We start from the raw sequence: 24,858 nt of genomic DNA on the forward strand, positions 1-24,858 counted from the left end.
GACATCCATGACCACCATCGGCATCCACCCCGACAACCAGGTTCCCGAACTCAAGGACTACAACGTCTACACCAGCGACCCGGCCCTGCGCCGCGCGGTCGCGCGCGGCGGTGCCGCATGGCGCGACGACGAGCTGGTGCGCCAGGGCGCGGAGTACGGCGCCGAGGCCACGCTGCGCGCCGCCGAGGACGCCAACCGCCACGAGCCCGAGCTGCACACGCACTCGCGCATCGGCGAGCGCATCGACCAGGTGCAGTTCCATCCAGCATGGCACACGATGATGTCGATCGCCCGGCGCAACGGCATCGCCAACCTGCCCTTCTTCGACGAGCGGCCCTCGGCCTGGGTCGGCTACGGCGCCTCGCTCTACATGCACAGCCAGATCGAGTCGGGCTCGACCTGCCCGACCACCATGACCAAGGCCTGCATCCCGGTGATGCGCCGCAACGCCGCGCTGTACGGCGACCTGAGCGCCAAGCTCGCGTCGAACGAACACGACGCGCGCGACATCCCGCTGGGTGGCAAGACCTCGATGACCGTCGGCATGGGCATGACCGAGAAGCAGGGCGGCAGCGACGTGCGCACCAACACCACGCGCGCGGTGCCCGCAGGCAGTGGCCCATGGGGCGACGAGTTCCTGATCACCGGCCACAAGTGGTTCTTCTCGGCGCCGATGTGCGACGGGCACCTGGTGCTGGCCAAGACCGACGAGCATGGTTCGTCGTGCTTCTTCGTGCCGCGCTGGCGACCCGACGGCAGCAAGAACGCCATTCACATCCAGCGGCTGAAGGACAAGGTCGGCAACCGCTCCAACTCCAGCAGCGAGGTCGAATTCAAGGAAGCATGGGGCGTGCGCGTCGGCGACGAAGGCCGCGGCATCCCGACCATCATCGAGATGGCGACCGTGACCCGCCTCGATTGCGCGCTCGCCAGCGCGGGCTTCATGCGGCAGGCCTTCGCACAGGCCGCGCATTACGCGCGCAACCGCTTCGCCTTCGGCAAGGCGCTGGTCGACCAGCCGGTGATGACCGAGCTGCTGGCCGACATGGCGCTCGAATCCGAAAGCGCCACGTTGCTGGCGATGGAGCTGGCCTCGCGCTTCGGCTCCGCCGCGCCGCTGGACACGGCCTGGCGCCGGCTGCTGACGCCCGCCGCCAAGTTCTGGAACTGCAAGCGCGCGGTGGCCCTCACCGGCGAGGCGATGGAAGTGTTCGGCGGCAACGGCTATGTGGAAGACGGCCCGATGGGCCGGCTGTTCCGCGAGGCGCCGGTCAACTCGATCTGGGAAGGCTCGGGCAACGTGATGTGCCTGGACGTGCTGCGCGCCGTCTCGCGCAACCCGGGCGACGTGCAACTGGTGCTCGACCAGCTGCAGGACATCGCCACCGGCGAGCCGCGCCTGCAAACCGAGATCGACGTGCTGCGCCGCATGGTGCAGCTGCCGCCGCAGGAGCTGGAGCGCCAGGCGCGCCGCTTCACGCAGCGGCTGGTGCGCGCGACGCAGGCCTGCCTGATGCTGACGCATGCGAGCGTCGAGGCCTCGGCCGCCTTCGTGTCGAGCCGCTTCGACCCCGACTGGGGCCCGGTCACCGGCATCAGCGCCGGCACCAGCGACCCGGCCGCGCTGGTGCGCGCCGCCTGGCACTGAGGACGGCACGGATGGATTTCGTTTCCCTTCTCGACCAGCACGCCCGCATCCAGCCCGACAAGGAATGCCTGCGCCTGGCGGGCCGCGCCTGGACCTATGCCGCGCTGGCCGACCTCACGCGGCGCGCGGCCACCGTGCTGCGCGCGCAGGGCATCGGCCCCGGCGACAAGGTGGCATTGTTGTGCTTCAACTCGCCGGGCTTCGTCATCGCAATGTTCGGGGCCTGGCGCCTCGGTGCGGCGGTGGTGCCGGTCAACCACAAGCTGCAGGCGCCCGAGATCGACTACATGCTGGCCCATTCGGGCGCGCGGCTGTGCGTGTTCGACGGCACGCTCGCAACGCTGACCGCGCGCGTGCAGCACCGCTGCGGCTGGATCGCGACCGAGAACCCGGCCGAGGGCATGCCGCTGCTCGAAGACCTGCTCGCGCAGGCCGCGCCGCTGGCCGGCGAACCGGCGCCCGCAGGCGACGTGCTGGCGCAGGTCCTCTACACCTCGGGCACCACCGGCAAGCCCAAGGGCTGCCTGCACAGCCACCAGAACGTGTTCATGTCGGCGGTGTGCACGGCCGCCGGCATGTCCCTCTCGCGCAACGAGCGCACGCTGATCGCGATGCCGGTGTGGCACTCGTCGCCGCTCAACAACTGGCTGCTGGGCACGCTGCTGATGGGCGGCACCGTGGTGCTGCTGCGCGAGTACGCGCCCAAGGCTTTTCTCGACACGCTGGCGGCCGAGCGCATCACCTTCACCTTCGGCGCGCCCATTGCCTTTCTCGCGCCGCTGTCGGTGGTGCCCGACGTGGCCGGCTACGACTTCAGCGCGATGCGCCTGTGGGCCTACGGCGGCGGCCCGCTGGGCGCCGACATGGCGCGCAAGCTGGCCGAGAGCTACCGCAGCGACCGCTTCGTGCAGGTCTACGGCATGACCGAATCGGGCCCGCTGGGCACGGTGCTGTACGCGGAAGACGCGATCGCGAAGGCCGGCTCCATCGGCCGTGCGGGCGTGCCCGGTGTGGCGGTGGAAGTGCGCCATGCGGACGGACGGCGTTGCGCGGCGGGCGAGGTCGGCGAGATCCACCTGCGCTCGCCGGCGGTGATGCAGGGCTACCTCGACAACCCGCAGGCCACGGCCGAGGCCTTCGACGCGCACGGCTGGTACCGCACCGGCGACCTGGCGCGGGTGGACGAAGACGGCTTCCTGTTCATCGTCGACCGGCTGCGCGACATGATCATCACAGGCGGCGAGAACGTCTATTCGAAGGAAGTGGAAGACGTGCTCGGCGCGCACCCCGACGTGCAGGACGTGGCCGTCATCGGCCGACCGCACCCCGAGTGGGGCGAAACGGTGACGGCGGTGTTGGTGGCGCGGCCGGGCCGCGCGCTCGACGCGGGCGCACTGGCCGGCTTTCTCGAACTGAAGCTGGCGCGCTACAAGATCCCGCGCGTCTACGAGGTGCGCGAGGCGCTGCCGCGCACGGCCACGGGCAAGCTGCTCAAGCACCTGCTGCGCGAACCGGCCTGAAGGCCACCCGCACTGCGCGGGCTCGCTCAGGAAGAAGCGTTCAGCGCCGCAGCAGCGCCTGCCGCAGCACGCGCGCCGCGCGGTCGCGGATCTTGCCGCTGTTGGAGCGCAGCGAGGAGCGCGGCGCCACCTTGGCGGTGGCGCAGGCCCACAGGAAGTCGTGCAGGATCGGCGTGTCGTCGACCGTCTCGGTGCTGCCGTACTTGTGGAACTCGGGGTGCCACTGGGTCGCGGCGATGTAGCTGCGGCCCCTGTCGGGCCGGCGGCGGATGGCCTCGGGCACGCGGTCGGGCAGGCTCCAGGCCTCCACGTCGAAGCCGGGCGCGATGTCTTTCACGCCCTGGTGGTGGATGCTGTTGACGCGCGCCGTCTCTACCTGCGGAAAGAGCTTCGACAGCCGCGTGCCCTGCACGATCTCGATCTGGTGGAAGTTCTGGTCGTAGGTCACCGGGTCGCGGTGCTTCAGCGTCTCGGGGTGTCCGTGCTGTTCCTCGATGTCCTGGTAGAGCGTGCCGCCGAAGGCCACGTTGATGAGCTGCAGCCCGCGGCACACGCCGAAGATGGGCTTGCCGGCCTGCTCGAAGGCCTCGACCAGTGCGAGGTCGTACAGGTCGCGGATCTGGTCGCCGATCCACGCGTCTTTCAGCGGCACCTCGCCGTAGCTGCCGGGCCAGACATCGGCGCCGCCGTGCATCACCACGCCGTCGAGCCACTCGGCGTAATGCGACAGCTTGGTGTCGCCGCGCGCGGTTTCGCCGGTGGGGCAGGGCACCATCACGACCATGGCGCCGGCCGACATGAGCCAGTGCGCGATCGATTGCTCGACGTACTGCAGCGTCTTGTTGGTGAAGAGCGAGCGGGCCGGGTCGGCGTGCGAGAAGCAGGCGGACAGGCCGATCTTGAGCCGGGCGGAAACAGGTTGTGTCATCGCTTGGCGGTCAGCGCGAACTGAACGAGTGGTGCGAAAAGGAAAATCCATTGTGGCGCGTTGGCCTCTCGCACGGGGTCGGACGACACGCCAAGTATGCTTTCAACGCCGCCCCAACGAATAAGGAAGACAAGCCGATGAAGACCATCAAGGGCCCCGCCATTTTTCTGGCCCAGTTCGCGGGAGACACCGCGCCCTTCAACACGCTCGACGGCATTGCCGGCTGGGCGGCCGGGCTGGGCTACAAGGGCGTGCAGATTCCCAGCTGGGACGCGCGGCTGTTCGACCTGCAGAAGGCCGCCGAAAGCAAGACCTACTGCGACGAGGTGAAGGGCACGCTCGCCAGGCACGGGCTGGAGATCACCGAGCTCTCAACCCACCTGCAGGGTCAGTTGGTTGCGGTGCACCCGGCCTACGACGCGGGCTTCGACGGCTTTGCGGCACCCGAGGTGCGGGGCGACCCGGTCAAGCGGCAGCAATGGGCCGTGCAGCAACTGCACTTCGCGGCCAAGGCATCGGCCAACCTGGGCCTCACCGCGCACGCGACCTTCTCGGGCGCGCTGGCCTGGCCCTACCTGTATTCGTGGCCCCCGCGCCCGCCGGGACTCATCGAGGAAGCCTTCGACGAACTCGCGCGCCGCTGGCGCCCGATCCTCGATGCCTTCGACGCGGTGGGCGTGGACGTGGGCTACGAGATCCACCCCGGCGAAGACCTGCACGACGGCGTGAGCTACGAGATGTTTCTGGAACGCGTGGACAACCACCCGCGCGCCTGCCTGCTGTACGACCCGAGCCACTTCATGCTGCAGCAGCTCGACTACCTGGCCTACATCGACCACTACCACGAGCGCATCAAGATCTTTCACGTGAAGGACGCGGAGTTCAACCCGACCGGCAAGCAGGGCGTGTACGGCGGCTTCCAGAGCTGGATCAACCGCGCCGGCCGCTTCCGCTCGCTGGGCGACGGGCAGGTGAACTTCAAGGCCATCTTCTCGAAGATGGCGCAGTACGACTTTCCGGGTTGGGCGGTGCTGGAGTGGGAGTGCTGCATCAAGCACCCGGAAGACGGCGCACGCGAGGGCGCCAGGTTCATCGCCGACCACATCATCCGCGCGGCCGACCGCGCCTTCGACGACTTCGCGGCCGGCGGTGTCGACGTGGCGGCCAACCGGCGGATGCTGGGTCTGGGCTAACTCGCGTCGCGGATCGCGCTGTCGAGAATCTCCAGGCCGCGATCGATCTCTTCGGCGCTCACGTTCAGTGGCGGTGCAATGCGCCACACCGCCGCCATGCCGCCGACGGCCACGATGTTCATGCTCAGGCCGCGCGCCATGCAGGCGTCGGTGATGGCGCGACCGCGTTCGGCGTCGGGCTCGCGCGTCTCGCGGTCCTTGACCAGCTCGACGCCCTGCAGCAGGCCGTGGCCGCGCACGTCGCCGATGACCTCGTGCCGCGCCTTCAGCGTCTGCAGCCCCCGGCTCAGGCGCTCGCCCATCTCCACCGCGCGCTGGTTGAGCCCTTCTTCCTCGAGCACGTCGAGCACCGCCAGCGCCACCTCGGCCGGCAGCGGATCGGACACGTGCGAGGTGGCGTGCACGAAGCCTTTTTCGTGGCAGGTCTGCTCGATGGCCTCGCTGGTGATGGCGGCGCCGATGGCCACGCCGCCGCCCAATGTCTTCGACACCGTGAGGAAGTCGGGCACCACATCGGCCTGCTCGAAGGCGAAGTTGCTGCCCAGGCGGCCGAAGGCGGTCTGGGCCTCGTCCAGGATCAGCAGCATGCCGCGCTCGCGGCACTTGGCGGCGAGCTTCGGAAAGTAGCCCTTGGGCGGCACGATCACGCCGCCCGAACTGAGCACCGGCTCGGCGATGAAGGCTGCGAGCGAGCCGCTGGATTGCGCATCGACCATGTCGAAGCCGACGTCCAGACAGGTGGTGTCGCAGGCATCGCGGCAGTGGCGAACCGGGCAGCGGTAGCAGTTGGGCGCGGGGATCGACATCGTGCCGGGCTTGCGCGGCCCGTAGTCCACGTGGTGCTTGCCGGCGAAGGTGAGCGAGGCCATGCCGCCGGTCACGCCGTGCCAGCCACCGTTCAGCCCGACGATCTCGTAGCGGCCGGTGGCGACGCGGGCCATGCGCGCGGCGGCTTCGTTGGCCTCGCCGCCGGTCGAGAGAAAGATCGACTTGGACAGCGACGGCGGCAGCATCGCCGCCAGCCGCCCGGCCAGCGCGGGCACGGCCGGCCCGACGAAGCCGCTGTACAGGTGCAGCGCGCCCTGGCAGGCCTTCTCGATGGCCGCGACGATGCGCGGATGGTTGTGGCCGATGGTGGCGCACATCTGGCCCGAGGTGAAGTCGAGAATCTCGCGCCCGTGCTGGTCCCACAGCGTGGCGCCGCGGGCCTTGACGATGACATGCGGGCTCAGCCCCATGCCGTAGCGCACGAGGTGCTTGGCGACCACGGGGTCGTAGGTTGCGCCTTCGGCCATCGGATGCTCCTTGTTCAACGTGGAAGCCCCAGCGTAGCCAGAGGGCGGGAAATCGGATGTCGTTGTGGGGCCCCGAAAGCGCAGTCGATTGCGTCTTCGTTGCGCCACACTGGCGGCATGAAAACCGGCACCCTCGATCGCATCGACCAATGCATCCTGGCCGCGCTGCAGGCCGATGCCAGCCTGCAGAACCAGACGCTGGCCGAACGCGTGAACCTCTCGCCCTCGGCCTGCCTGAAGCGCGTGCAGCGGCTGCGTCGCGCGGGCGTGATCCGCCAGGAAGTGGCGATATTGGACGCCGCGCGCGTGGGCTTTCCGGTGCTGGTGATCTCGCGGGTGTCGTTGCGCAGCACGGCGCGCGAGGCGATCCAGGCCTTCGAGCGCAAGGTGCAGGCGCTGCCGCAGGTGCTGCAGTGCCACTGCGTGGCCGGCGAAACCGACTTCGTGCTGGTGATCTGCGCGCGCTCGCTGCCCGAGTACCAGGCTTTTGCGCAGCAACAGCTCGGCGATGCGCTGGAGCTGAAGAGCTATTCGAGCGACGTGGTGCTGTCGACGACCAAGTTCACCACGCAGTTGCCGCTGGGCACGGCGCGGCCCGTGGGCGCCTGAGCTGCCTCGCCCTGAAGGAGGCTAGAGAAGACGCACGAGCCGGCTGATCGCGCCGTCGATCTGCGATTCGCCGATCAGGCCATAGCCGAAGGCCAGCCCGTTGGGCACGCCGGGCGCCTGCGGATCGACCGCGAAACGCGAGAGCGGCGGCAAGGTGATGCCGGCCGCGGCGGCGCGCTCGACCACGGTGTCGGCCCGCGTGTCGCCGCGCAGCCAGGCCGACAGGTGCAGCCCCGCATCGGACGGGATCGGCACCAGCCGCCCCGCACCATGCCGCACCAGGGCCGCCAACAGCGCGCTGCGCCGCGCGCCATAGAGCTTGCGCATCTTGCGGATGTGGCGTGCCAGGTGCCCTTCGGCGATGAAGGCCGCGAGCGCCTCCTGGCCGAGCACCGGGCCGTGCCAGTCGGCCAGCTCGCGCGCCCGCACCAGCGCCGCGCGCGCCCACGGCGGCACCACGACAAAGCCCAGACGCAGCGCAGGGAACAGGCTCTTGGAGAAGGTGCCCACGTAGAAGACCGACTCGGCGCGATCAAGCGTCTGCAGCGCGTCGAGCGGGCGGCCGGCAAAGCGGAATTCGCTGTCGTAGTCGTCCTCGATCACGACCGCGTTGCGGGCCCGCGCAAAGGCCAGCAGCGCGGCGCGCCGCTGCGGCGACATCGCCACGCCGGTCGGGAACTGGTGCGAGGGCGTCACGCAGATCACGCGCACCTCGGGCGGCAGGCACTCCACGCACAGGCCCTCGGCGTCGGTCGGCACGGTGACCACCTTCGCGCCGGCGGCCAGCATCGCTTCGCGCAGCGACGGGTAGAACAGTTCTTCGACCGCGACCACCGTGCGCCCCGGCACGACGAGGATGCGCGCCAGCAGGCCGAAAGCCTGCTGCGCGCCGGCGGTGACGACGATGTCGTCGGCGGTGCAGCCGACCGCCCGCGTGAACGACACGTGTCGGGCGATGGCCTCGCGCAGCGCGGCCTGGCCTTGCGGGTCGGCGTAGTCGGCCGGCTCGCGGGCGATGCGGCGCAGTGCGCGGTCGGACAGGCGGCGCCAGATGTCGAAGGGAAAGGGGCCGACGTCGGGCAGGCCGATGCGGAAGTCGTCGCGCGAAGGCTGGGGCTGCAGGGTGGGTGCGAGGTCGGCGCCGGGCACGTGCAGCGGCACCAGGCGCTGATCGCGCCTGGCGGCCGTGCCCCTGGCGGGGCGGCCGCGCCGCGACTGCGGCAGGGTGTCGGCCACATAGGTGCCGGCGCCGGGGCGCGCCAGCAGGTAGCCCTCGCTCAGCAGCAGGTCGTAGGCCGCGAGCATGGTGTTGCGCGACACGCCCAGGCGCAGCGCCAGCGCGCGCGTGGCGGGCAGGCGGGCGCCGGGCTGGAGCCGGCCGTCGAGGATGGCGCTGCGCAGCTGGCGGTGCACCTCGCGCAGCAGGTCGCGCGAGCCGCTGTCGGGCAGGCGGATGGCGAGTTCGAAAAGTGGCTCCATGATGTTCGCCAATTGTGGATCTTTTGAAGAGCCACTTGCAAACCTATTCTGGAGGCCTTGGAACATCAACGCCACGGAGTCCTTCATGAACACCGAACCCGCAATCCCGCAGCCACCCACCGAACGCCTGCCGTTCGGCCTGGCCTGGCTCGCACTGGGCGCCTTCGCCATCGGCACCGAAAGCTTCATGGTCGCCGGCCTGCTGCCGCTGCTGGCGGCCGACCTGCAGGTCAGCGCCACGCGGGCCGGCCAGCTGGTGCTGCTGTTCGCGCTGAGCTACGCCATCGGCTCACCGCTGATGGCCGCGTTGTTCGCACGCGTCGGCCGGCGGCCGCTGCTGATCGCCAGCCTTGCAGCCTTCTCGGGCCTGACGCTGGCGGCGGCGATGGCGCACGGCTTCGCGCAACTGGCGCTGGCACGCGTGGCGCTGGGCCTCGTGGCGGGCGTGTTCCTGCCGACGGCCAGCGCGGTGGCGGCGGCCATGGTTTCGCCGGCGCTGCGCGGACGGGCACTGGCCATCGTGACCGGTGGCGGCACGCTGGCGGTGGCGCTCGGCGTGCCGCTGGGCGCCTGGATCGCGGGCTGGGGCGGCTGGCGCACGGCCTACCTGCTGATCGCCGCGGTGGCGGCGCTCGCGACCTGGGGGTTGGTGCTGGGGCTGCCGCGCAAGCTGGCGCTGGTGGCGACACCGGCGACCACGACAACCGAACGCACGTCGGCTTTTGCCGTGGCGCGGGCACCGGGCGTGCTGCCGGCGCTGCTGGTCAGCATGCTCTGGTCCACGGGCGGCTTCAGCTTCTACACGTATGTCTCGCTGTTTTTGTCGGGCACGCTGGGCTTCGGGGCGCAGGGCGTGAGCGCGGTGTTCTGCGCCATCGGCGTGGCGGCGGCCTTCGGCACCGCGGCCGGCGGCTGGGCCACCGACCGTTTCGGCGCCGACCGCATGGCGCAGGGCTTCGCGCTGATGCTGGTCGTGATCCTGGGCGGGCTGTCGTTCTCGGCGCAAATGCTGCCGCACGGGCTGGCGCTGCCGCTGATCGTGGGCCTGTCGACGCTGTGGGGTTTCGCGGGCTGGGGCTTCGGCCCGGGGCAGGCCGTGCGGCTGATTCGCCTGGCACCGGAGCGCGCACCGATGACGCTGTCGCTGCACGCCTCGGCGATCTACCTCGGCATTGCGGCGGGCTCGGCGCTGGGCGGCGTGGCCATCGACCTGTTCGGCGTGAGCGCGGTGGGATGGGTGGGCAGTGCCTGCCAGTTCGCGGGGCTGATGCTGCTGTTGCGCGCGGCGCACAAGAGGGCACGGCCGGCCGATTCGCTGCCGACGACGCCGGCAGCGGCCTGAGCAAGCGCCGAATTACTATATTTTTGATAGCAAACAACGCTTGAATGACGCCCGCTGGAGGCCTGGATCATTCAAGCGTTGTTTTTAAGACAAGCAACTGTCATGCCCCGCAAGCTATAATGGCGGGTTCGTTTCGATACCACGACGAAGCACTTCGTCATATTGCCGGCTGACCTGCAACTGTCCCTTGGATTCTTCAGGCCCCCACACTTTCAGCCGGCTCCCCAGTGTGTTGGAGCGCCAGACCGGGCGCCCATGATTGCCACCACTGCCTTCGTTTTTGTTGAAGCGAATAGCGCGTCCGCCGCGCCATTCCGGCCGGCCCACGCCCGTTTTCAATTATTTTTCAGGCGCTTCGCGTTGTTCTACATTCACGCGCTGCGCCAAGGCTTCATGGACATCATTCAACACAGTATCGCGGTGGGCAAGTACCTTGTTTCCCCGCTCATTCGACACCAGGACGACGGCAATTTCGCCGCCTCCGTCTCGATCCGCTCCGGCCACGGCAGCGGCATGCACGACCGCGTGATGCGTTTCACGCCGCGTTTTGCCAGCCACGCCGCCGCCCTGCGCTATGCCGTCGACCAAGGCCTTTGCTGGGTGCGCGAGCGCAACACGCGCCAGGCACCGCTCGCCTTGCCGTGCGCAGGCTGAAACAATCACGCCCATCTTCATATCCAACACACATCGAACGAGATTCAGAGGTAACCACACATGCCCAAGGAAGAACTGATCGAAATGAACGGCGCAGTGACCGAAGTCCTGCCCGACTCGCGCTACCGCGTCACGCTGGACAACGGCCATCAGCTGATCGCCTACAGCGGCGGCAAGATGCGCAAGCACCACATCCGCATCCTGGCGGGTGACAAGGTGTCGCTCGAACTCTCGCCCTACGACCTGACCAAGGGCCGTATCACCTTCCGTCACCTGGAACGTCGCGGCCCGCCGCCGACCAACTCCGGCAACAACAACGCACCTCGCCGCTGATCCGCGACTGACGAAGGGCCTTGCGGCGCCCCGCGACGGGCGCCGGCAAGGCTTTTGTTTTTTGCGCTCTCCGGCTGCTGAACGATGACCACACCCAATCCCACAGCCGGCGGCACCCCAGCCGACAACGGCTTTGCCGCGCTGGCACTCTCGCCCCAGATGCTGGCCAACCTCACGCAGCTCGGCTACACGCAGATGACGCCGATCCAGGCGGCCGCGCTGCCGCCGGCGCTGCTCGGCAAGGACCTGATCGCCCAGGCCAAGACCGGCAGCGGCAAGACCGCCGCCTTTGCCCTGGCGCTGCTCGCCAACCTCAACGCACGCCGCTTCGCCATCCAGGCGATGGTGCTGTGCCCGACGCGCGAGCTGGCCGACCAGGTCACGACCGAGATCCGGCGCCTGGCGCGCGCGGAAGAAAACATCAAGGTGGTCACGCTCTGCGGCGGCGTCGCGCTGCGCGGGCAGATTGCGAGCCTAGAGCACGGCGCGCACATCGTGGTGGGCACGCCCGGCCGGATCATGGACCACCTGGAGCGCGAGAACCTCGACCTCTCGGCGCTCAACACGCTGGTGCTCGACGAAGCCGACCGCATGCTGGACATGGGCTTCTTCGACGACATCGTGAAGGTGGCGCGCCAGTGCCCTTCGGCCCGCCAGACGCTGCTCTTCTCGGCCACGTACCCCGAAGGCATCGCCAAGCTGGCACAGCAGTTCATGAAGAGCCCGCAGCAGATCACGGTGCAGGCGCAGCATGAAGGCAGCAAGATCCGCCAGCGCTGGTACCAGGTGAAGGACAGCGACCGGCTGCACACCGTGAGCCTGCTGCTCGACCATTTCCGCCCCGTGAGCACGCTGGCCTTCTGCAACACCAAGCAGCAGTGCCGCGACCTCGTCGAGGTGCTGCAGGCGCAGGGCTTCAGCGCGCTGGCGCTGTTCGGCGAGCTGGAGCAGCGCGAGCGCGACCAGGTACTGGTGCAGTTCGCCAACCGCAGCTGCTCGGTGCTGGTGGCCACCGACGTGGCCGCGCGCGGCCTCGACATCGCGCAGCTCGAAGCGGTGATCAACGTCGACGTGACGCCCGATTCCGAAATCCACATCCACCGCGTCGGCCGCACCGGCCGCGTGGGGCAGTCTGGCGATGCCGAAGGCCTCGCGCTGAACCTGGCCAGCATGAACGAGATGGGCAGCGTCGGAAAGATCGAACAGCTGCAGGGCCGCGAGTCCGAATGGCACGAACTGGCCGAGCTCACGCCCGGCAAGGGCGCACCGCTGCAGCCGCCGATGGCCACGCTGCAGATCGTGGGCGGCCGCAAGGAAAAGATCCGCGCCGGCGACGTGCTGGGCGCGCTCACCGGCGACTGCGGCTATGCCAAGGAGCAGGTCGGCAAGATCAACGTCAACGAGTTCTCGACCTACGTGGCGGTGGACCGCGCGATCGCCGAAGAAGCGGTGCGCAAGCTGTCCAGCGGCCGCGTGAAGGGCAAGTCGGTCAAGGTCCGGCTGCTGACGCTGCAGGACCTGTAGCCGCCCCGGCTTGCGGCGTGGCGAGCGCCGATGCAGGCGCCACCGGTGCGTCGAGCACCGGCGCCGGCGCCGAGGCCGCATCCGGTGCCTCTTGCCGCGCCAGCTTCGCGGCCAGCCGGAACGCCACCACCACCGCCAGCAAGCCGAAGATCGACGAGCCCACGGCCTGCCCGATCAGCACGCCGGCCGCACCATGGTGCGAGCCCCACCAGGCGAACGGAATGGTGCCCAGCGTGGCACGCCCCCAATTGAACGCGGTCGACAGCAGCGGATGCCCGAGGTTGTTGAACGAGGCGTTCGCCACGAACAGCCCGCCCGCAAAAAAGAAGCTCGGCGCCAGCCAGCTGCAGAACAGCGAGATCAGCTGCGCCGCCAGGCCATCGGCCGAGAACGCGCGGATCAGCACGCCCTGCCCCAATGCCAGCACCAGCCACGCCACGGCCACCGACGCCACCATGAACAGCAGGCTGTCGCGCAGCCCTTCCTGCACGCGGCGGTATTGGCCCGCGCCCAGGTTCTGCGCCAGGATCGGCCCGACCGCGCCGCTGAGCGCATAGACCAGCCCGAAGGCCACCGGCGTCAGCCGGTCGATGGTGGCCGCGCCCGCCACCGCCGAAGGCCCGAACTGCGCGACCGCATGCGTGACGAAGGCTGCACCCACGGGCGTGGCAAGGTTCGTCAGCACCGCCGGCCCCGCCACGCCAGCCAGTGCACGCGCATCGCCGCCGAGCCGCGACGGCTCGAAGCGCCCGAGCATGCGGTGCTTCACCAGCACGCCGTGCAGCCCGATGGCCGCCAGCACCATGCGCGAGACCACCGCGCTGATGGCCGCGCCGTCGAGCCCCAGGCCAAAACCGAAGATCAATATCGGATCGAGCACCGCCGTCACGAAGGCCGCCGCGAGCGTGACCACCATCGAGCGGCGCGCATCGCCGACCGAGCGCAGCAGCGCCGAACTCGCCATGCCGATGCCCAGCAGCGGCAGGGTGTGCACCGTCACCGACAGGTAGCGCTGCGCAAGCCGCGCCGTCTCGCCTTCGGCACCGAGCGCATGCAGCGCGGAATGCAGGAAGATCGCCGTGCCGCTGCCCGCCACCACCGACAGCGCCGCCATCAGCACCAGGCTCGCCGTGGCGATGCGGCGTGCGTCGCCAGTGCGGCCCGCGCCCACCGTGTGCGACACCACCGCCGCGATGCCGATGGTCAGCCCGATACACAGCGACGCATGAAAGAAGCCCACCACGCCCGCGAAGCCGACCGCCGCGGCCGTCGCTTTCTCTCCGAGCAGCGAGATGTAGAACAGGTTGATCAGGTCGACCGCGAACACCGCGATCAACCCGATGGCACCGGTGCCGGCCATGACGCAGACATGGCGCAGCAGCGAGCCCGAAACGAAGCGCGGACGCTCGACGGCACCCGCCGTTTCGGTTATTGGCATGTGAAATCCTCGATGTGGCCTAATTGCGGGTTCGAACATTACTTTTACCCGAGCTTTTCATGCCCAAGACATTCCGTACCGAAGCCGAACGCGTTGCCACCCCGAAGCCGACGCCGCTGCCCGGCTACACGCTGCCCAAGTCGGGTGGCGGCCAGAAGGTCAGCCTGGAACGCGGCACTGCAACGCGCAGCAAGAAGAACCCCGGCAAGCGCGCCAAGAAGGGCGGCTGATCCAGCCCCCGTTGGCTCGCCAGAGCCGCGACGAACGCGCCCTCGGGCGCGTTTTGTCATTGGGCGAGCCCCAAGACTGAAACCGCGATGTCCGACGACAACCAGATCTTCATCCCGCCCTCGTTCTTCGCGGTCTACAGCGATGCGCGCCAGCGCCTGTGCGAACCGATCGGCGTGGTGCGCGAGCGCTACGAGATCTGCGAGGACCTGGCCAACCACCTCGTGGGCCACGCGCAGATCCAGCACCACACCGAGGTGCCGGTCGAAAGCGAGATCCTGCGGCGCATCCACGCGGGGCTGGCGACGGCGGAATCCGGTGTGTCGTCCGCCGAAGCCGGATGGATCGTGCAGCGGCTGGCCGAGCTGCTGGGCTGGGAAGGCCCGGAGCCGGCGCCCGCTGAAGACTGACTGAGCCACGGGCGCGGCCATGCAACGCGCTGCCGCGGCATTGCTCCTGCTTTCGCTGCTTTCGCTGCTTGCGCTTCCCGCGCTGGCCGGCCGCATGCCGGTGTCATGCGCGCTGGGCAAAGGGCCCGATGCTGTCGTGACGCTCTCGCGCGACCATCCCATCGCCGACACCGCCGTCTATCACCTAGCGCAGGGCCGCGACGCGCGCCACCCGCTGTTCGGTGGCGAGCCCGACGATTCGCGCGGTTCCGGCGTGCGCGTGCAATGCGCGGGCGCCCGCCAGCGCGCGATGGTGGTGCAGGGCGAGTTCATGTCGGCCGGCTATCCGAGAGGGCTGGTCGTGCTTCGCGAACCGCGCACGGGCCGCTTCGTGCAGCTCGCCTTCGCGGAGCGCAATGCGCCCGGCTGGCTGTACCTCGGCCCCAAGGACCGCTTGCTGGTGTTTCCGCCCGGCGGACGGATCGAAACGCGCAAGCGCTACCTCGTCTACCGTTTCGCGACCGGGCAGGAAGATGCGGAAGAAGTGGTCGACACGCTGCCCGACGCGCGCGGCTACGAGGTGATCCGCCTCCAACGCGGTCAGCGCGACGAAGAAAACCGCTCGACCAGGAAGTCGACAAAGACACGCGTCTTGGCCGCCAGGTGACGCGAAGGGTAGACCGCGTAGACCGGCGTCCTGTCGGCCTCCCAGTCGCCCAGCACCGCCTCGAGCCGGCCCTCGGCCAGCTCCTGCTCGACATAGATGCGCGGCACCAGGCTGAGCCCGAAGCCGGCCAGCAGCGCGTCGCGCACGGCGATGCTGGAGCTGACCTTGTAGCGCCCGTCGATGGCCACGGCCACGCTGCGGCCGGCGCGGCTGAAGGTCCATTTATTCGCATGGCCCGACAGCGTGAACTGCACGCAGTTGTGCGCCTTCAGGTCTTCGGGCTGCGCGGGCCGGCCGGCGGCGGCGAAGTACGCGGGCGCGCCGCACAGCACGTGCGTCATGGTCATCAGCTCGCGCGCGACGAGGCTGGAGTCTTCGAGCCGGTCGCTGCCGCGGATCGCCAGGTCGTAGCCCTCGCCGATGAGGTCGGTGCGGGTGTCCTGCAGGTTCAGCTCCAGCCGCAGGTTCGGGTAGCGGTCCATGAAAGCGGGGATGTGCGGCGAGATGCAGGTCAGCGCGAAGGTCAGCGGCGCGCTCACGCGCAGCACGCCGCCGGGGCTGCTGCCCATGGGCGCGAGCGCGGCATCAGCCTCGCTGAGGTCGTCGAGGATGCGCGACAGCCGCTCGTGGTACGCGGCGCCCGCTTCGGTCAGGCTCATGCTGCGCGTGGTGCGGTTGATGAGCCGCACCTTCAGGTGCGCTTCCAGCTCCGCGATGTTCTTGCTGATGGCCGCGGCCGACAGCCCCATCTGCCGCGCGGCGCCGGCAAAGCTGCCGGTGCTCGCGGTGGTGCGGAAGACCTTGAGGGCGGTGAGATGGTCCATCGTTGATTCACGACTGAAGGTAAATGATCAATTCATTATTTGGTCATTCACAACCCATGGTCAATTGACTAGATTTGACGGCACACACGTACCGCCATTCGAAGCAAAGAGAGCCCGCCATGACCCGCCGCGCCACCGACGTCCTTCTTACCGCTGCCGCGCCGGCCATCTGGGGCAGCACCTACATCGTCACCACGCAGATGCTGCCGGCGAACTACCCGCTGACGGTGGCGCTGCTGCGCGCGCTGCCGGCCGGGCTGCTGCTTCTGCTGATCGTGCGCAAGCTGCCCGAGCGGGCGTGGTGGGGGCGCATCTTCATCCTGGGGGCGCTGAACTTCTCGATCCTGTGGGCGATGCTGTTCCTTGCGGCCTACCGGCTGCCGGGCGGCGTGGCCGCGACGATCACCTCGGTGCAGCCGCTGCTCGTGGTGTTCCTGGCGAGCGTCTTCCTGGGCTCGCCGGTGCGTGCGCTGTCGGTGGCGGCAGCGGTGGTCGGCATCGGCGGCGTTGCGCTGCTGGTGCTCACGCCGAACGCCGCGCTCGATGGCATCGGCATCGCCGCCGCGATTGCAGCGGCCGTGTCGATGGCCTTCGGCACCGTGCTCAGCCGGCGCTGGCAGCCGCCGGTGTCGGCGCTGGTGTTCACCGCATGGCAACTGACGGCCGGCGGCCTGTTGCTGCTGCCGGTGGCACTGCTGCTGGAGCCGCCGCTGCCCGCGCTCAGCCTCACCAACTGGATCGGCTTTGCCTGGCTCGGACTGGTCGGTGCCGCGCTGACCTACATCGTGTGGTTTCGTGGCGTGGCACGGCTGGAGCCTTCGGCCATCGCGCCGCTGGCCTTCCTGAGCCCGGTGACGGCGGTGATCCTCGGTTGGGCGTTGCTGGGGCAGAGCCTGTCGGTGCCGCAGATCGTGGGCATCGCCATCGTGATCGCGAGCATCTGGCTCAGCCAGCATGCGCAGCGTGGCGCCCAGCCGCTGGTGCGCGCGGTGCCCGCGGCCCGCTGACGAAGCGGGGTCAGGCGGGCTGGGGCGAGGTCGCGCGCTTGAGCAGGCTCAGGTAGCCGGGTTGCACTTCCATCCGCGCCGTCGCGCCCTGGCGCTGCAGCAGGCGGTGCGCCTTCGGCAGGCTCCAGCAGGGCAGGTTGGTGAACATGTGGTGCTCGCAGTGGTAGTTAACCCAGTAGGGCGCCACGAAGATGCGTTCGAGCCAACCTGCGTGCGTGGTGCGCGCCTGGCGCAGCGGATCGGCCTCGTTCTGCGCCACCAGCGCATGCTCGGCGATGTTGCGCACGCGGCTCACGAGCGGCAGCCATGTCGCCATCGGCAGCAGCCACATCAGCAGCCAGGCCCACCAATAGCCGGCCAGCGCGAACGCCAGAAAGCCGAGGCCGTTGGCAATGAGAAAGCGCCGGTCTTTCGCGATCTCGCGGCCGAACACCTTCAGCGCGGACTCGCCCGGCGCACGCTTGCGGATGCCTTCGGCGATGTGGCCGAAGCGCTGCTTGTAGAAGGTCTGCCCGCTCAGGTCGCGCACGACCTTGCGCCACATCGATTCACGCGTGATCGGGAAGGGCGCCGACAGCACGAGGTCGGGGTCTTCGGTCTGCTGCACGAAGCGATGGTGCTGCAGGTGGTACGGCCGGTAGTCGCGCAGCGTCGACGAGCACAGCCAGTACCCGACCCAGTCGTTGACCTTGCGGTTGCGGTGCAGGCCCGCGTGCGCGGCGTCGTGCATGAGGATGAACAGGCCCAGCTGCCGCGTGCCGACGATGGGCACCATGAGCGGAATGGTCCACGGCCACACGATGCCCGCCAGCATCGCCGCGCCGATCACGCCCCAGCAATGCACCACCAGCCAGAGCCCCTTCCATGACGAGCGCGTGGTGAGCGCCTGCCACTCGTCGGTGGAAAAGAAATCTTCGGGTTGGGCTCGGGGTGCGGCGGCCATGCGGGCCAGTATGCGCCGCATGGGTGCGCGGGAACACGCGGAATTCCCCGAAGTGCACGCTTGGCAGAATCGCCCGCACCTGACTTGCCATCGACCCGTTGGAGGACTCCCGCCATGCCCCTCGTGACCATCCGCCTCGCGCGCCGGGAACAGCCCGCCACGCGCGAACAGAAAGCCGCGCTCATCGCCGGCGCCACGAAGCTGCTGCAGGAGGTGCTGGGCAAACGGCCCGACGACGTGACCGTGCTGATCGACGAGATCGACCCCGACAACTGGGGCCAGGGCGGAGAAAGCGCGACGGTGCTGCGGCAACGCCGGCAAAGAGCGGGCGGCTAGCCGGCGCTCACTTGTCGATGATCTTGCGGGCGAAGAGCTCGAGGTAGTCCATGAGGCGGTTGGCGCCCGCGACGGCCGCCGCCTCGTTGCCCGTCGCGATGCCCTGCGCCAGTTCGAGGTGCGCGTTGGCGCCTTCCACGATCTCGCCCTCGTGCTGGTAGGCGTACCAGAAGCGGCGGCATTGCACGATGAGCGGCACCACCGCCTTCACCGCCGAGTCGTTGTGGCTGGCCTGGTGGTTGACGAGGTCGAGCGCGCGGTCGGCCTGCATGTAGTCGTTGAGGTCGCCACGGCCCGCCGCCTCGACCATGGCCTCGGCGCAACGCACGATGGCCGTGCGCTGCGGCGCGGTGGCGCGGCGCGCCGAGCAGGCGGCAATCAGCCGTTCGAGCACGCGCCGGGTCTGGATCACGTCGAGGTGGTCGGCCAGGTCGATGGTCGACACCAGCAACCCACGGCGCGGCTGCTGCACGATGAGGCCGATCGACACCATGCGCATCAGCGCCTCGCGCACCGGCGTGCGGCCGAGCCCCGTGCGCTCGGCGAGGTCGGCCTCGGCGATCTGGCTGCCGGGTTCGAGCTGCATGGTCGACAGCAGCGTCTCGATGGCGTCATAGGCCACGTCGGCGGCGCGGCGCTTGGGCGGGGGGCGGGGAACGGTCTTCTTCGGGGCGGCCATGGGTTTCTTCTGCGGCGGATGCCGCTGCTGCGGCGTCATTGTCGGGCCTCCTCTTGGCCCGCCAGCGTGGCGATGCGGACGGGCGACAGCGGCGGGCGTGGCACGGGCGGCGTCCACCCGAAGAGAAACTGCGCGGCATCGCCACACACGCGGCCCTGGCAGGCGCCCATGCCGCAACGGCGATGCAGCTTGGCATCGGTCCAGCCGCTGCAATCCGAGAGAGAGGACAACGGCACGTCTTCGCAGCGGCACACGAGCGTGTCGGGCTGCGGCATCTGCCGGAGGTCGGGGGCCAATGCAAAGCTGCGATGCAGCCGTGCGGCGAAGGCGTTCCATCGAGCACGTTCGCCCTCGTGCGCTTTGGCGGCGGGCTCGTTGCCCACGGCTGCGTAGCCAGCGATGGTGCCCTGGGCCAGTGCGCGTTCGCTGCCGCCGAAGCCGGTGCATTCGCCAGCCGCATAAATGCCGGGGACGCTGGTGGCTTGCCGCGCATCGACCGCCAGGGCCTGAACGCCGAAGCCCGCGGGCGTGAGCGCGCAGCCGAGCAACTGCCCCAACTGCGTGTTGGGCGTGAGACCGAAGCCGCAGGCCACGCGGGCGCATGCGATCTCGACCTCGCCATCGCCTTGCCGAAGCCGCACCGATTCGACCTGCGTTGCGCCTTGTACCGAGACGATGCGTGACGACGTGCGGTACTGCGGATCGGCCAGCGTCGCCGCCTGCGCTGCCTTGCCCGGCCAGCGCAGCAGGCTCGCGCCAAAACCCGCGACCGACGCGAGCGATGCCTGCTCGGCGATGCGCAACACCTTCGCCCCCGCCGCGCGCGCCGTGGCCGCGGCGGCCAGCAGCAAGGGCCCGCTGCCCGCGATGACGACGCGTTCGCCCTCGACCGGCATGCCCGCCTTGATGAGCGCCTGCAGGCCGCCCGCACCGGTCACACCGGGCAGCGTCCAGCCCGGAAAGGGCAGCAGCAGTTCGCGCGCGCCGGTGCAGAGGATGAGCTTCTTCCACTGCATGCGCGTGGCGCGCTCGGCATCTTCGAGCAGCAATTCATTGGCGGCGGGCACGGCGACGATGCGCGTGCCGCTGCGCACGCGGATGTTGGCGTGGCGTGCGAGCGCCTCGCGCCATTTGCGCGCCGCCGGTGGCAACGCCGCGCCGGGTCCGTCGCGCCAGATCTGGCCGCCGGGCGCGGGGTTGTCGTCGATGACGACGATCGATGCGCCACCCGGCGCCGCAGCCACCGCCGCGGCCATGCCAGCCGGACCCGCGCCGACGATCAGCAGGTCGCAATGTTCGTGCGCCGTGCCGCTCATTCGGTCGTCTCCACGCGCATGCCTTCGCCGCAGACGGTCTGGCAGGCGAGCCTGCGCCGGCCATCGACCAGCACGCGGCATTCCTGGCACACGCCCATGCCGCAGAACGGCGCGCGCGGCTGGCCACCGACGGAGGTGCGCGCCACGCCCATGCCGCCCGCAACGCGCAGTGCAGCCGCGACCGAGCTACCGCTCTTCACGCGCACGAGGTGGCCGTCGATGTGCAGCAAGGTGTGCTCGCTCATGCTGCCTCCAGCAAGCCGCGCGGCGCGTAGGGCGCGGCGTCGAAATCGGGAACGGCGCCGGTCATCAGGGCAGCGAGCAGGTGCGCGCTGCCCGGCGCGGTGGTCACGCCCAAGCCTTCGTGTCCGACCGCCAGCCAGAGCCTGTCGCGCCACGGATGCTTGCCCAGCAGCGGCAGGCCATCGGGTGTGGCGGCACGCATGCCGGTCCACGAACGCACGGCATTCAGATGGGCCAGCCCCGGCAGGTAATCGAGCGTGCGCTGGAGCATGCGCGCGAGCATCGGTGCTTCGACCGCCGGGTCGGTCGTGTCGAACTGGCGCGACGAGCCCACCAGCAGTTGCCCCGTGGGGCGCGGCTGCACGTTGAACGCAACCGAGTCGCCATCGCTGTGGTGCGCGCTGGTCACATAGCCGAGTTCGACGAGTTGGTGATGCACCGTGCCCGGATAGCGGTCGGTGATGAGCAGGTGGCCTTTCTTCGGGCGTATCGGCAGTTCGGGGCAGAGCGTCGTCGCCTGGATGCCGTTGGCCAGCACGACCTGCGGCGCGGTGCGGCGGCTGCCATCGGCCAGTCGCAGGGTGCCATCGTCTTCGATGGCCTCGACCTTCGCCTGCTCGACGCGGATCGCATCGCCGCCTTCGTCGATGAGCCAGCGCGCCGCGTTCGGCGCATAGAGGATGCCGTCGCCCGGCACTTCGAGCGCGCCCGAGAGGCCCCGGCGCAATGCGGGCTCGGCCTGCGCCAACGCGGCCGCGTCGAGCAGCCGGCTGTCGATGCCGTGTGCGCGCAGCCGTTGCTGTTTGCGTTCGGCCTCGGCCATTTCTTCTTCGTTCGCTGCGATCCAGAGCGTGCCGCAGGGGCTGTACGCGCAGTCTTCGCGCATGCGCGGCGCAAGGGCGCGCCAGCGCGCGATCGAATCGCGGCTCAGCGCGAGTTCGGCCGGGTTGTCGTCCATCACCACGAGGTGGCCCATGCCGGCACCCGTGGCGCCGCCGATGCGGGCATCGAGCACCAGCACCCGGCGGCCGGCCTGTGCCAGCGCGTGGGCACACGCGGCACCGACGATGCCGGCGCCGATGACGATGACATCCGCGTCCATGCCGCCCGGCACTAGAGCCGTATGCCCCAGCCGAACGGGTCTTCGTCGTCGATCAGCAGCGTGGCTTCGGCGCTGATGTGCGCGCGGCCGCGCAGCGTGGGAATGACCTTGTCGCCGTCCATCGCGTAGCTGGCCTCGAACACGCTGCCGATCACGCTGGCCTGCTTCCACACTGCGCCCGGCGCGAGCTTGCCGTCGGCCGCGAGGCAGGCGATCTTGGCGCTGGTGCCGGTGCCGCAGGGCGAACGGTCGTAGGCATTGCCGGGGCACAGCACGAAGTTGCGGCTGTCCGCGCCACCGCCTTCGTCGCTGGCGAAGAGTTCGATGTGGTCGATCTCCGCGCCGTCGGCCCCGGTGATGCCTTGCGCGGCCAATGCGCGGCGCAGTGCCGCGGTGTAGTCGGTCAGCGCGGCGAGGTTGTCGCTCGCCACGCGCTGGCCGTGTTCGCTCACCAGGAAGAACCAGTTGCCGCCCCAGGCCACATCGCCGCGCACGGTGCCGTGGCCGGGCAGATCGACCGCCACCTGGTGCAGGTGCCGGTAGGCCGGCACGTTGCGCACGCTCACCGAGCCATCGGCATGCAGCGTGGTCGTGACGGTGCCCACGGGCGTTTCGATCTTGTGCTCGCCGACGCCGATGCGCCCCATGTGCGCCAGGCTCGCGACCAGCCCGATGGTGCCGTGGCCGCACATGCCGAGGTAGCCGGCGTTGTTGAAGAAGATCACGCCGGCGGCCGCGTCCTTCGACACCGGTTCGCACAGCAGCGCACCCACCACCACGTCGCTGCCGCGCGGCTCGAGCACGGCGGCCGCGCGCCACTTGTCGTGCCGCTCGGCCAGCAGCGCGCGGCGCTCGGCCATGCTGCCGCCACCCAGATCGGGAAAGCCGCCGATGACCAGGCGCGTGGGCTCGCCGCCGGTGTGCGAGTCGATGATCTGGATGCGGTGCATGGTGTCTTCGGGCTCAGTAGCTGGCGAGGGGAACGGGCGCTGCGTTCTTGAAGGTGAACACCGTGATCGGCGCCTGCTTCATGTTGCCCTTGTCGTCGTAGGCGTAGGTTGCGGCCACGCCCTTGTAGGTGGTCTTGTAGAGCTCGGCGCCGACCTTGTCGGGGTCGATGGAGTTGGCCTTCTGCATCGACTGGCCGATGAACATGACCTGGTCGTAGTACGAGGCGGCGTAGGCGTCGGCATCGACGTTGAAGCGCTGCTTGAACTTGGCCTTGAAGGCCGGGCCGCTTTGCGCCTTCTCGAGGATGGAGCCGCCCTGCGCGCAGAACACCAGGTCGTTGACCGCATCGCCGCCGAGCTTGCCGGTGGCGGGGCTGCAGACGGTGTCGCCGCCCAGCAGCTTGCCGGGCACCGCGAGCTGCTTCATCTGGCGCGCCATGGGCGCGGCCTGCGGCGCATAGCCGCCGAAGAAGATGGCCTCGGGCGCCTTGGCCTTCATGTTGGTCAGGATGGCGGTGAAGTCGACCGCCTTGTCGGTGGTGAACTCCTGGCCGACCACCGTCAGGCCCTGTGCCTTGGCTTCCTTGCTGAACTCTTCCGCCAGGCCCTGGCCAAAGGCGGTGCGGTCGTCGATCACGCCGACCTTCTTGACCTTGAGCACCTTGGCCGCATAGACCGCCATGGCGCCGCCGATCTGGTTGTCGCTGGCGATGATGCGGTACAGGTTCTTGTAGCCGCCCTGCGTGACCTTCGGGTTGGTGCCCACGGTCGACAGCAGCACGCCGCCGTCGCTGTAGATGCGCGACGCCGGAATGGCCACGCCCGAGCAGTACGGGCCCATGACGAACTTGACGCCGTCGTCCACGAACTTCTGCGCCACGCTCACGCCGGTCTTGGCGTCGCACTGGTCGTCTTCGGAGACCAGCTCGAACTTCAGCGTCTTGCCGCCGACGGCGATCTTCTTGGCGTTGAGTTCCTCGATGGCCAGGCGCACGCCGTTTTCATTGTCCTTGCCCGCGAAGGCATTGGGGCCCGACAGCGGACCGCTGTGACCGATCTTGACCACCTGCTCCTGCGCATACGCCTGGCCAGCAACGGCGAGGGCCACGAGGCTTAGAAACGGAACCATGCTTGCTTTTGTCTTCATGCTTCTTCCTAGGTTGGGGACGATGAAAAGGGCTGTTGTTGTAAGCGATTACATGACCGACTGGTACTGGGCAGGACGCGTAGCGAGCGCCTTCTTGACGACGCCTTCGATGAAGGCACGCTCCTCGCCGATCAGCGGCAAGCGCGGACGGCGCATGTGCTCGGAACCCACGCCCACCAGCACGTCGATGAGCTTCAGGTTCTGCACGAGCTTGGTCGACACGTCCAGGTGCAGCATCGGCGTCATCCACTGGTAGAGCTTGAGCGCTTCGGCAAACTTGCCCGCCTTCATCAGGTCGTACAGCGCCACCGTCTCGCGCGGGAACGCGCAACCGACACCGGCCAGCAGGCCATCGCAGCCCAGCGCCAGGCCTTCGTAGGCCAGGTCGTCCACGCCCAGGAACAGCTGGTAGCGGTCGCCCACGGTGTTGCGCAAGTCGGTGATGCGGCGGATGTCGTCGGTACTCTCCTTGATGGCCGCGATCCATTCGCAGTCGGCCAGCTCGACCATGTGCTGCGGCTTCAGGTCGACGCGGTAGGCCACCGGGTTGTTGTAGACCATGATCGGTTTCTGCGCCGCGTTGGCGATGGTGCGCACATTGAGCATCGCCTCGCGCGCATCGGCCACGTAGATCACCGAGGGCATCACCATGAAGCCGGCCACGCCGAGCTTGTTGGCGCCATCGACATAGCGCAGCGCCTCGCGCGTGCTGGTTTCCGACACGTTGGCCAGCACCGGGATGCGGCCATCGGCGGCATCGAGTGCGATCTTGGCGACCTGCAGCTTTTCTTCGAGCGTCAGCGTGCTGGCTTCGCCGAGCGAGCCGCAGGTCACGAGGCCGTGGATGCCGTTGCGGATCTGGAAGTCGATGTGGCGGGCCGTGCCCTCGGCGTCGATGCTTTCGTCGGCGTGGAACTTGGTGGTGATGGCGGGGAAGATGCCTTGCCAGCGGGGATTGCTCACGTTGTCGCTCCTGTGGGATGTGCGGGGTGGAAGCGCCGCATTTTAAATATATTAAAGATATATCCAAAAGATGCCCGTGGGGCAAGCGCTCTTCCGGGTGG

At 69.1% G+C, this 24,858-nt stretch carries 26 protein-coding genes; 13 read left to right on the forward strand and 13 right to left on the reverse strand.

All coding sequences use genetic code 11. From position 1 onward, the window contains the following. The first annotated feature begins 7 nt into the window (after positions 1–7). Positions 8–1,648 (forward strand): acyl-CoA dehydrogenase family protein, encoded by a 1,641-nt coding sequence (locus tag ACGLHS_RS21260; RefSeq protein WP_394482960.1) that lies wholly within the window; start codon positions 8–10, stop codon positions 1,646–1,648. An 11-nt stretch (positions 1,649–1,659) separates the two neighbouring features. Continuing rightward, positions 1,660–3,168, forward strand: coding sequence for a class I adenylate-forming enzyme family protein (locus tag ACGLHS_RS21265; protein WP_394482962.1), 1,509 nt, complete (start codon positions 1,660–1,662; stop codon positions 3,166–3,168). 40 nt (positions 3,169–3,208) lie between these two features. Here ACGLHS_RS21265 and ACGLHS_RS21270 read toward each other — a convergent pair whose 3' ends face one another. Beyond that, complete coding sequence (locus ACGLHS_RS21270) at positions 3,209–4,096, reverse strand: gamma-glutamyl-gamma-aminobutyrate hydrolase family protein (RefSeq protein ID WP_093242524.1); 888 nt, start codon at positions 4,094–4,096, stop codon at positions 3,209–3,211. Positions 4,097–4,233: 137 nt separating this feature from the next. On the opposite strand from ACGLHS_RS21270, the gene ACGLHS_RS21275 reads away from it, so the two are divergent. Continuing rightward, a complete protein-coding gene (locus ACGLHS_RS21275) occupies positions 4,234–5,289 on the forward strand; it encodes a sugar phosphate isomerase/epimerase family protein (protein WP_394482964.1) in 1,056 nt (351 codons plus the stop codon). Here ACGLHS_RS21275 and ACGLHS_RS21280 read toward each other — a convergent pair. Continuing rightward, positions 5,286–6,584, reverse strand: coding sequence for an aspartate aminotransferase family protein (locus ACGLHS_RS21280; RefSeq protein WP_394482966.1), 1,299 nt, complete (start codon positions 6,582–6,584; stop codon positions 5,286–5,288). The genes ACGLHS_RS21275 and ACGLHS_RS21280 overlap by 4 nt on opposite strands. Positions 6,585–6,701: 117 nt before the next feature. Between ACGLHS_RS21280 and ACGLHS_RS21285 the strand changes: the two genes are divergently transcribed. Beyond that, the gene (locus ACGLHS_RS21285; protein ID WP_394482968.1) at positions 6,702–7,193 is read left to right on the forward strand and encodes an Lrp/AsnC family transcriptional regulator; all 492 of its coding nucleotides are present in this window, start codon (positions 6,702–6,704) and stop codon (positions 7,191–7,193) included. Positions 7,194–7,214: 21 nt separating this feature from the next. Here the strand turns inward: ACGLHS_RS21285 and ACGLHS_RS21290 are convergent, their stop codons facing one another. After that, on the reverse strand, positions 7,215–8,672 hold the full coding sequence (locus ACGLHS_RS21290; RefSeq protein ID WP_394482970.1) for a PLP-dependent aminotransferase family protein: 1,458 nt from the start codon (positions 8,670–8,672) through the stop codon (positions 7,215–7,217). 85 nt (positions 8,673–8,757) lie between these two features. On the opposite strand from ACGLHS_RS21290, the gene ACGLHS_RS21295 reads away from it, so the two are divergent. The 4 genes from ACGLHS_RS21295 (at position 8,758) to dbpA (ending at position 12,525) form a co-directional block, all read left to right on the forward strand. Further along, on the forward strand, positions 8,758–10,014 hold the full coding sequence (locus ACGLHS_RS21295; RefSeq protein WP_394482972.1) for an MFS transporter: 1,257 nt from the start codon (positions 8,758–8,760) through the stop codon (positions 10,012–10,014). A gap of 393 nt (positions 10,015–10,407) precedes the next feature. Continuing rightward, positions 10,408–10,668: a hypothetical protein gene (locus ACGLHS_RS21300; protein WP_394483537.1), complete on the forward strand. Its 261-nt coding sequence runs from the start codon at positions 10,408–10,410 to the stop codon at positions 10,666–10,668. A gap of 60 nt (positions 10,669–10,728) precedes the next feature. Continuing rightward, on the forward strand, positions 10,729–11,001 hold the full coding sequence (gene infA, locus ACGLHS_RS21305) for a translation initiation factor IF-1 (RefSeq protein WP_015867950.1): 273 nt from the start codon (positions 10,729–10,731) through the stop codon (positions 10,999–11,001). A gap of 84 nt (positions 11,002–11,085) precedes the next feature. Continuing rightward, complete coding sequence (dbpA, locus tag ACGLHS_RS21310; RefSeq protein ID WP_093242516.1) at positions 11,086–12,525, forward strand: ATP-dependent RNA helicase DbpA; 1,440 nt, start codon at positions 11,086–11,088, stop codon at positions 12,523–12,525. Here dbpA and ACGLHS_RS21315 read toward each other — a convergent pair. Continuing rightward, complete coding sequence (locus ACGLHS_RS21315; protein ID WP_394482976.1) at positions 12,491–13,963, reverse strand: MATE family efflux transporter; 1,473 nt, start codon at positions 13,961–13,963, stop codon at positions 12,491–12,493. The genes dbpA and ACGLHS_RS21315 overlap by 35 nt on opposite strands. Positions 13,964–14,022: 59 nt before the next feature. Between ACGLHS_RS21315 and ACGLHS_RS21320 the strand changes: the two genes are divergently transcribed. The 3 genes from ACGLHS_RS21320 to ACGLHS_RS21330 all read left to right on the forward strand — a co-directional run bounded on the left by ACGLHS_RS21320 (position 14,023) and on the right by ACGLHS_RS21330 (position 15,247). After that, positions 14,023–14,193, forward strand: a complete 171-nt coding sequence (locus ACGLHS_RS21320; RefSeq protein ID WP_172672148.1) for a hypothetical protein — start codon at positions 14,023–14,025, stop codon at positions 14,191–14,193. Positions 14,194–14,280: 87 nt separating this feature from the next. Continuing rightward, on the forward strand, positions 14,281–14,601 hold the full coding sequence (locus tag ACGLHS_RS21325; protein WP_394482979.1) for a hypothetical protein: 321 nt from the start codon (positions 14,281–14,283) through the stop codon (positions 14,599–14,601). A 19-nt stretch (positions 14,602–14,620) separates the two neighbouring features. Beyond that, entirely contained in the window at positions 14,621–15,247 is a 627-nt protein-coding gene (locus tag ACGLHS_RS21330) for a hypothetical protein (RefSeq protein WP_394482981.1), read from the forward strand. Here ACGLHS_RS21330 and ACGLHS_RS21335 read toward each other — a convergent pair. Continuing rightward, the gene (locus ACGLHS_RS21335; protein WP_394482983.1) at positions 15,181–16,071 is read right to left on the reverse strand and encodes a LysR family transcriptional regulator; all 891 of its coding nucleotides are present in this window, start codon (positions 16,069–16,071) and stop codon (positions 15,181–15,183) included. The two genes, ACGLHS_RS21330 and ACGLHS_RS21335, sit on opposite strands and share 67 nt — an antisense overlap. 119 nt (positions 16,072–16,190) lie before the next feature. Here ACGLHS_RS21335 and ACGLHS_RS21340 point away from each other — a divergent pair, with 119 nt between their 5' ends. Continuing rightward, complete coding sequence (locus ACGLHS_RS21340; RefSeq protein ID WP_394482985.1) at positions 16,191–17,078, forward strand: EamA family transporter; 888 nt, start codon at positions 16,191–16,193, stop codon at positions 17,076–17,078. 10 nt (positions 17,079–17,088) lie between these two features. Here ACGLHS_RS21340 and ACGLHS_RS21345 read toward each other — a convergent pair whose 3' ends face one another. Then, positions 17,089–18,021, reverse strand: coding sequence for a fatty acid desaturase family protein (locus ACGLHS_RS21345; RefSeq protein WP_394482987.1), 933 nt, complete (start codon positions 18,019–18,021; stop codon positions 17,089–17,091). 114 nt (positions 18,022–18,135) lie between these two features. Here ACGLHS_RS21345 and ACGLHS_RS21350 point away from each other — a divergent pair, with 114 nt between their 5' ends. Beyond that, positions 18,136–18,357 carry a 4-oxalocrotonate tautomerase family protein gene (locus tag ACGLHS_RS21350; protein ID WP_394482989.1) on the forward strand — a complete coding sequence of 74 codons (222 nt, stop codon included), beginning with the start codon at positions 18,136–18,138 and terminating at the stop codon, positions 18,355–18,357. A 7-nt stretch (positions 18,358–18,364) separates the two neighbouring features. On the opposite strand, the gene ACGLHS_RS21355 is transcribed toward ACGLHS_RS21350, so the two are convergent. Genes ACGLHS_RS21355 through ACGLHS_RS21385 form a run of 7 tightly spaced genes read right to left on the reverse strand, consistent with a single transcriptional unit; the run spans position 18,365 to position 24,757 of the window. Further along, positions 18,365–19,075: a GntR family transcriptional regulator gene (locus ACGLHS_RS21355; RefSeq protein ID WP_394482991.1), complete on the reverse strand. Its 711-nt coding sequence runs from the start codon at positions 19,073–19,075 to the stop codon at positions 18,365–18,367. Then, on the reverse strand, positions 19,072–20,352 hold the full coding sequence (locus ACGLHS_RS21360) for an FAD-dependent oxidoreductase (RefSeq protein ID WP_394482993.1): 1,281 nt from the start codon (positions 20,350–20,352) through the stop codon (positions 19,072–19,074). Before ACGLHS_RS21360 ends, ACGLHS_RS21355 begins: the two co-directional genes overlap by 4 nt. After that, complete coding sequence (locus ACGLHS_RS21365) at positions 20,349–20,597, reverse strand: (2Fe-2S)-binding protein (RefSeq protein ID WP_394482995.1); 249 nt, start codon at positions 20,595–20,597, stop codon at positions 20,349–20,351. The genes ACGLHS_RS21360 and ACGLHS_RS21365 overlap by 4 nt, the downstream gene beginning before the upstream one ends. Continuing rightward, complete coding sequence (locus ACGLHS_RS21370) at positions 20,594–21,697, reverse strand: NAD(P)/FAD-dependent oxidoreductase (protein ID WP_394482997.1); 1,104 nt, start codon at positions 21,695–21,697, stop codon at positions 20,594–20,596. Before ACGLHS_RS21370 ends, ACGLHS_RS21365 begins: the two co-directional genes overlap by 4 nt. Positions 21,698–21,708: 11 nt before the next feature. Beyond that, positions 21,709–22,647, reverse strand: a complete 939-nt coding sequence (locus ACGLHS_RS21375) for a 4-hydroxyproline epimerase (protein ID WP_394482999.1) — start codon at positions 22,645–22,647, stop codon at positions 21,709–21,711. A gap of 13 nt (positions 22,648–22,660) precedes the next feature. Beyond that, entirely contained in the window at positions 22,661–23,794 is a 1,134-nt protein-coding gene (locus ACGLHS_RS21380) for a branched-chain amino acid ABC transporter substrate-binding protein (protein WP_093242492.1), read from the reverse strand. Between the two features lie 48 nt (positions 23,795–23,842). Continuing rightward, positions 23,843–24,757, reverse strand: coding sequence for a dihydrodipicolinate synthase family protein (locus tag ACGLHS_RS21385; RefSeq protein ID WP_394483002.1), 915 nt, complete (start codon positions 24,755–24,757; stop codon positions 23,843–23,845). Between the last annotated feature and the right edge of the window lie 101 nt (positions 24,758–24,858).

The sequence above is a fragment of the Variovorax sp. VaC1 genome (genome assembly GCF_043658315.1).
Lineage (GTDB): Bacteria > Pseudomonadota > Gammaproteobacteria > Burkholderiales > Burkholderiaceae_C > Variovorax.

Bases quoted from the DNA above. Each gene is read 5' to 3' on its own strand.
- ACGLHS_RS21340 (WP_394482985.1), top strand. From the start codon at position 16,191: ATGACCCGCCGCGCCACCGACGTCCTTCTTACCGCTGCCGCGCCGGCC.
- ACGLHS_RS21295 (WP_394482972.1), top strand. From the start codon at position 8,758: ATGAACACCGAACCCGCAATCCCGCAGCCACCCACCGAACGCCTGCCG.
- infA (WP_015867950.1), top strand. From the start codon at position 10,729: ATGCCCAAGGAAGAACTGATCGAAATGAACGGCGCAGTGACCGAAGTC.
- ACGLHS_RS21320 (WP_172672148.1), top strand. From the start codon at position 14,023: ATGCCCAAGACATTCCGTACCGAAGCCGAACGCGTTGCCACCCCGAAG.
- ACGLHS_RS21335 (WP_394482983.1), bottom strand. From the start codon at position 16,071: ATGGACCATCTCACCGCCCTCAAGGTCTTCCGCACCACCGCGAGCACC.
- ACGLHS_RS21265 (WP_394482962.1), top strand. From the start codon at position 1,660: ATGGATTTCGTTTCCCTTCTCGACCAGCACGCCCGCATCCAGCCCGAC.
- ACGLHS_RS21280 (WP_394482966.1), bottom strand. From the start codon at position 6,584: ATGGCCGAAGGCGCAACCTACGACCCCGTGGTCGCCAAGCACCTCGTG.
- ACGLHS_RS21325 (WP_394482979.1), top strand. From the start codon at position 14,281: ATGTCCGACGACAACCAGATCTTCATCCCGCCCTCGTTCTTCGCGGTC.
- ACGLHS_RS21365 (WP_394482995.1), bottom strand. From the start codon at position 20,597: ATGAGCGAGCACACCTTGCTGCACATCGACGGCCACCTCGTGCGCGTG.
- ACGLHS_RS21350 (WP_394482989.1), top strand. From the start codon at position 18,136: ATGCCCCTCGTGACCATCCGCCTCGCGCGCCGGGAACAGCCCGCCACG.
- ACGLHS_RS21345 (WP_394482987.1), bottom strand. From the start codon at position 18,021: ATGGCCGCCGCACCCCGAGCCCAACCCGAAGATTTCTTTTCCACCGAC.
- ACGLHS_RS21375 (WP_394482999.1), bottom strand. From the start codon at position 22,647: ATGCACCGCATCCAGATCATCGACTCGCACACCGGCGGCGAGCCCACG.
- ACGLHS_RS21275 (WP_394482964.1), top strand. From the start codon at position 4,234: ATGAAGACCATCAAGGGCCCCGCCATTTTTCTGGCCCAGTTCGCGGGA.
- ACGLHS_RS21270 (WP_093242524.1), bottom strand. From the start codon at position 4,096: ATGACACAACCTGTTTCCGCCCGGCTCAAGATCGGCCTGTCCGCCTGC.
- ACGLHS_RS21380 (WP_093242492.1), bottom strand. From the start codon at position 23,794: ATGAAGACAAAAGCAAGCATGGTTCCGTTTCTAAGCCTCGTGGCCCTC.
- ACGLHS_RS21300 (WP_394483537.1), top strand. From the start codon at position 10,408: ATGGACATCATTCAACACAGTATCGCGGTGGGCAAGTACCTTGTTTCC.
- ACGLHS_RS21355 (WP_394482991.1), bottom strand. From the start codon at position 19,075: ATGACGCCGCAGCAGCGGCATCCGCCGCAGAAGAAACCCATGGCCGCC.
- dbpA (WP_093242516.1), top strand. From the start codon at position 11,086: ATGACCACACCCAATCCCACAGCCGGCGGCACCCCAGCCGACAACGGC.
- ACGLHS_RS21290 (WP_394482970.1), bottom strand. From the start codon at position 8,672: ATGGAGCCACTTTTCGAACTCGCCATCCGCCTGCCCGACAGCGGCTCG.
- ACGLHS_RS21360 (WP_394482993.1), bottom strand. From the start codon at position 20,352: ATGAGCGGCACGGCGCACGAACATTGCGACCTGCTGATCGTCGGCGCG.
- ACGLHS_RS21315 (WP_394482976.1), bottom strand. From the start codon at position 13,963: ATGCCAATAACCGAAACGGCGGGTGCCGTCGAGCGTCCGCGCTTCGTT.
- ACGLHS_RS21285 (WP_394482968.1), top strand. From the start codon at position 6,702: ATGAAAACCGGCACCCTCGATCGCATCGACCAATGCATCCTGGCCGCG.
- ACGLHS_RS21370 (WP_394482997.1), bottom strand. From the start codon at position 21,697: ATGGACGCGGATGTCATCGTCATCGGCGCCGGCATCGTCGGTGCCGCG.
- ACGLHS_RS21260 (WP_394482960.1), top strand. From the start codon at position 8: ATGACCACCATCGGCATCCACCCCGACAACCAGGTTCCCGAACTCAAG.
- ACGLHS_RS21330 (WP_394482981.1), top strand. From the start codon at position 14,621: ATGCAACGCGCTGCCGCGGCATTGCTCCTGCTTTCGCTGCTTTCGCTG.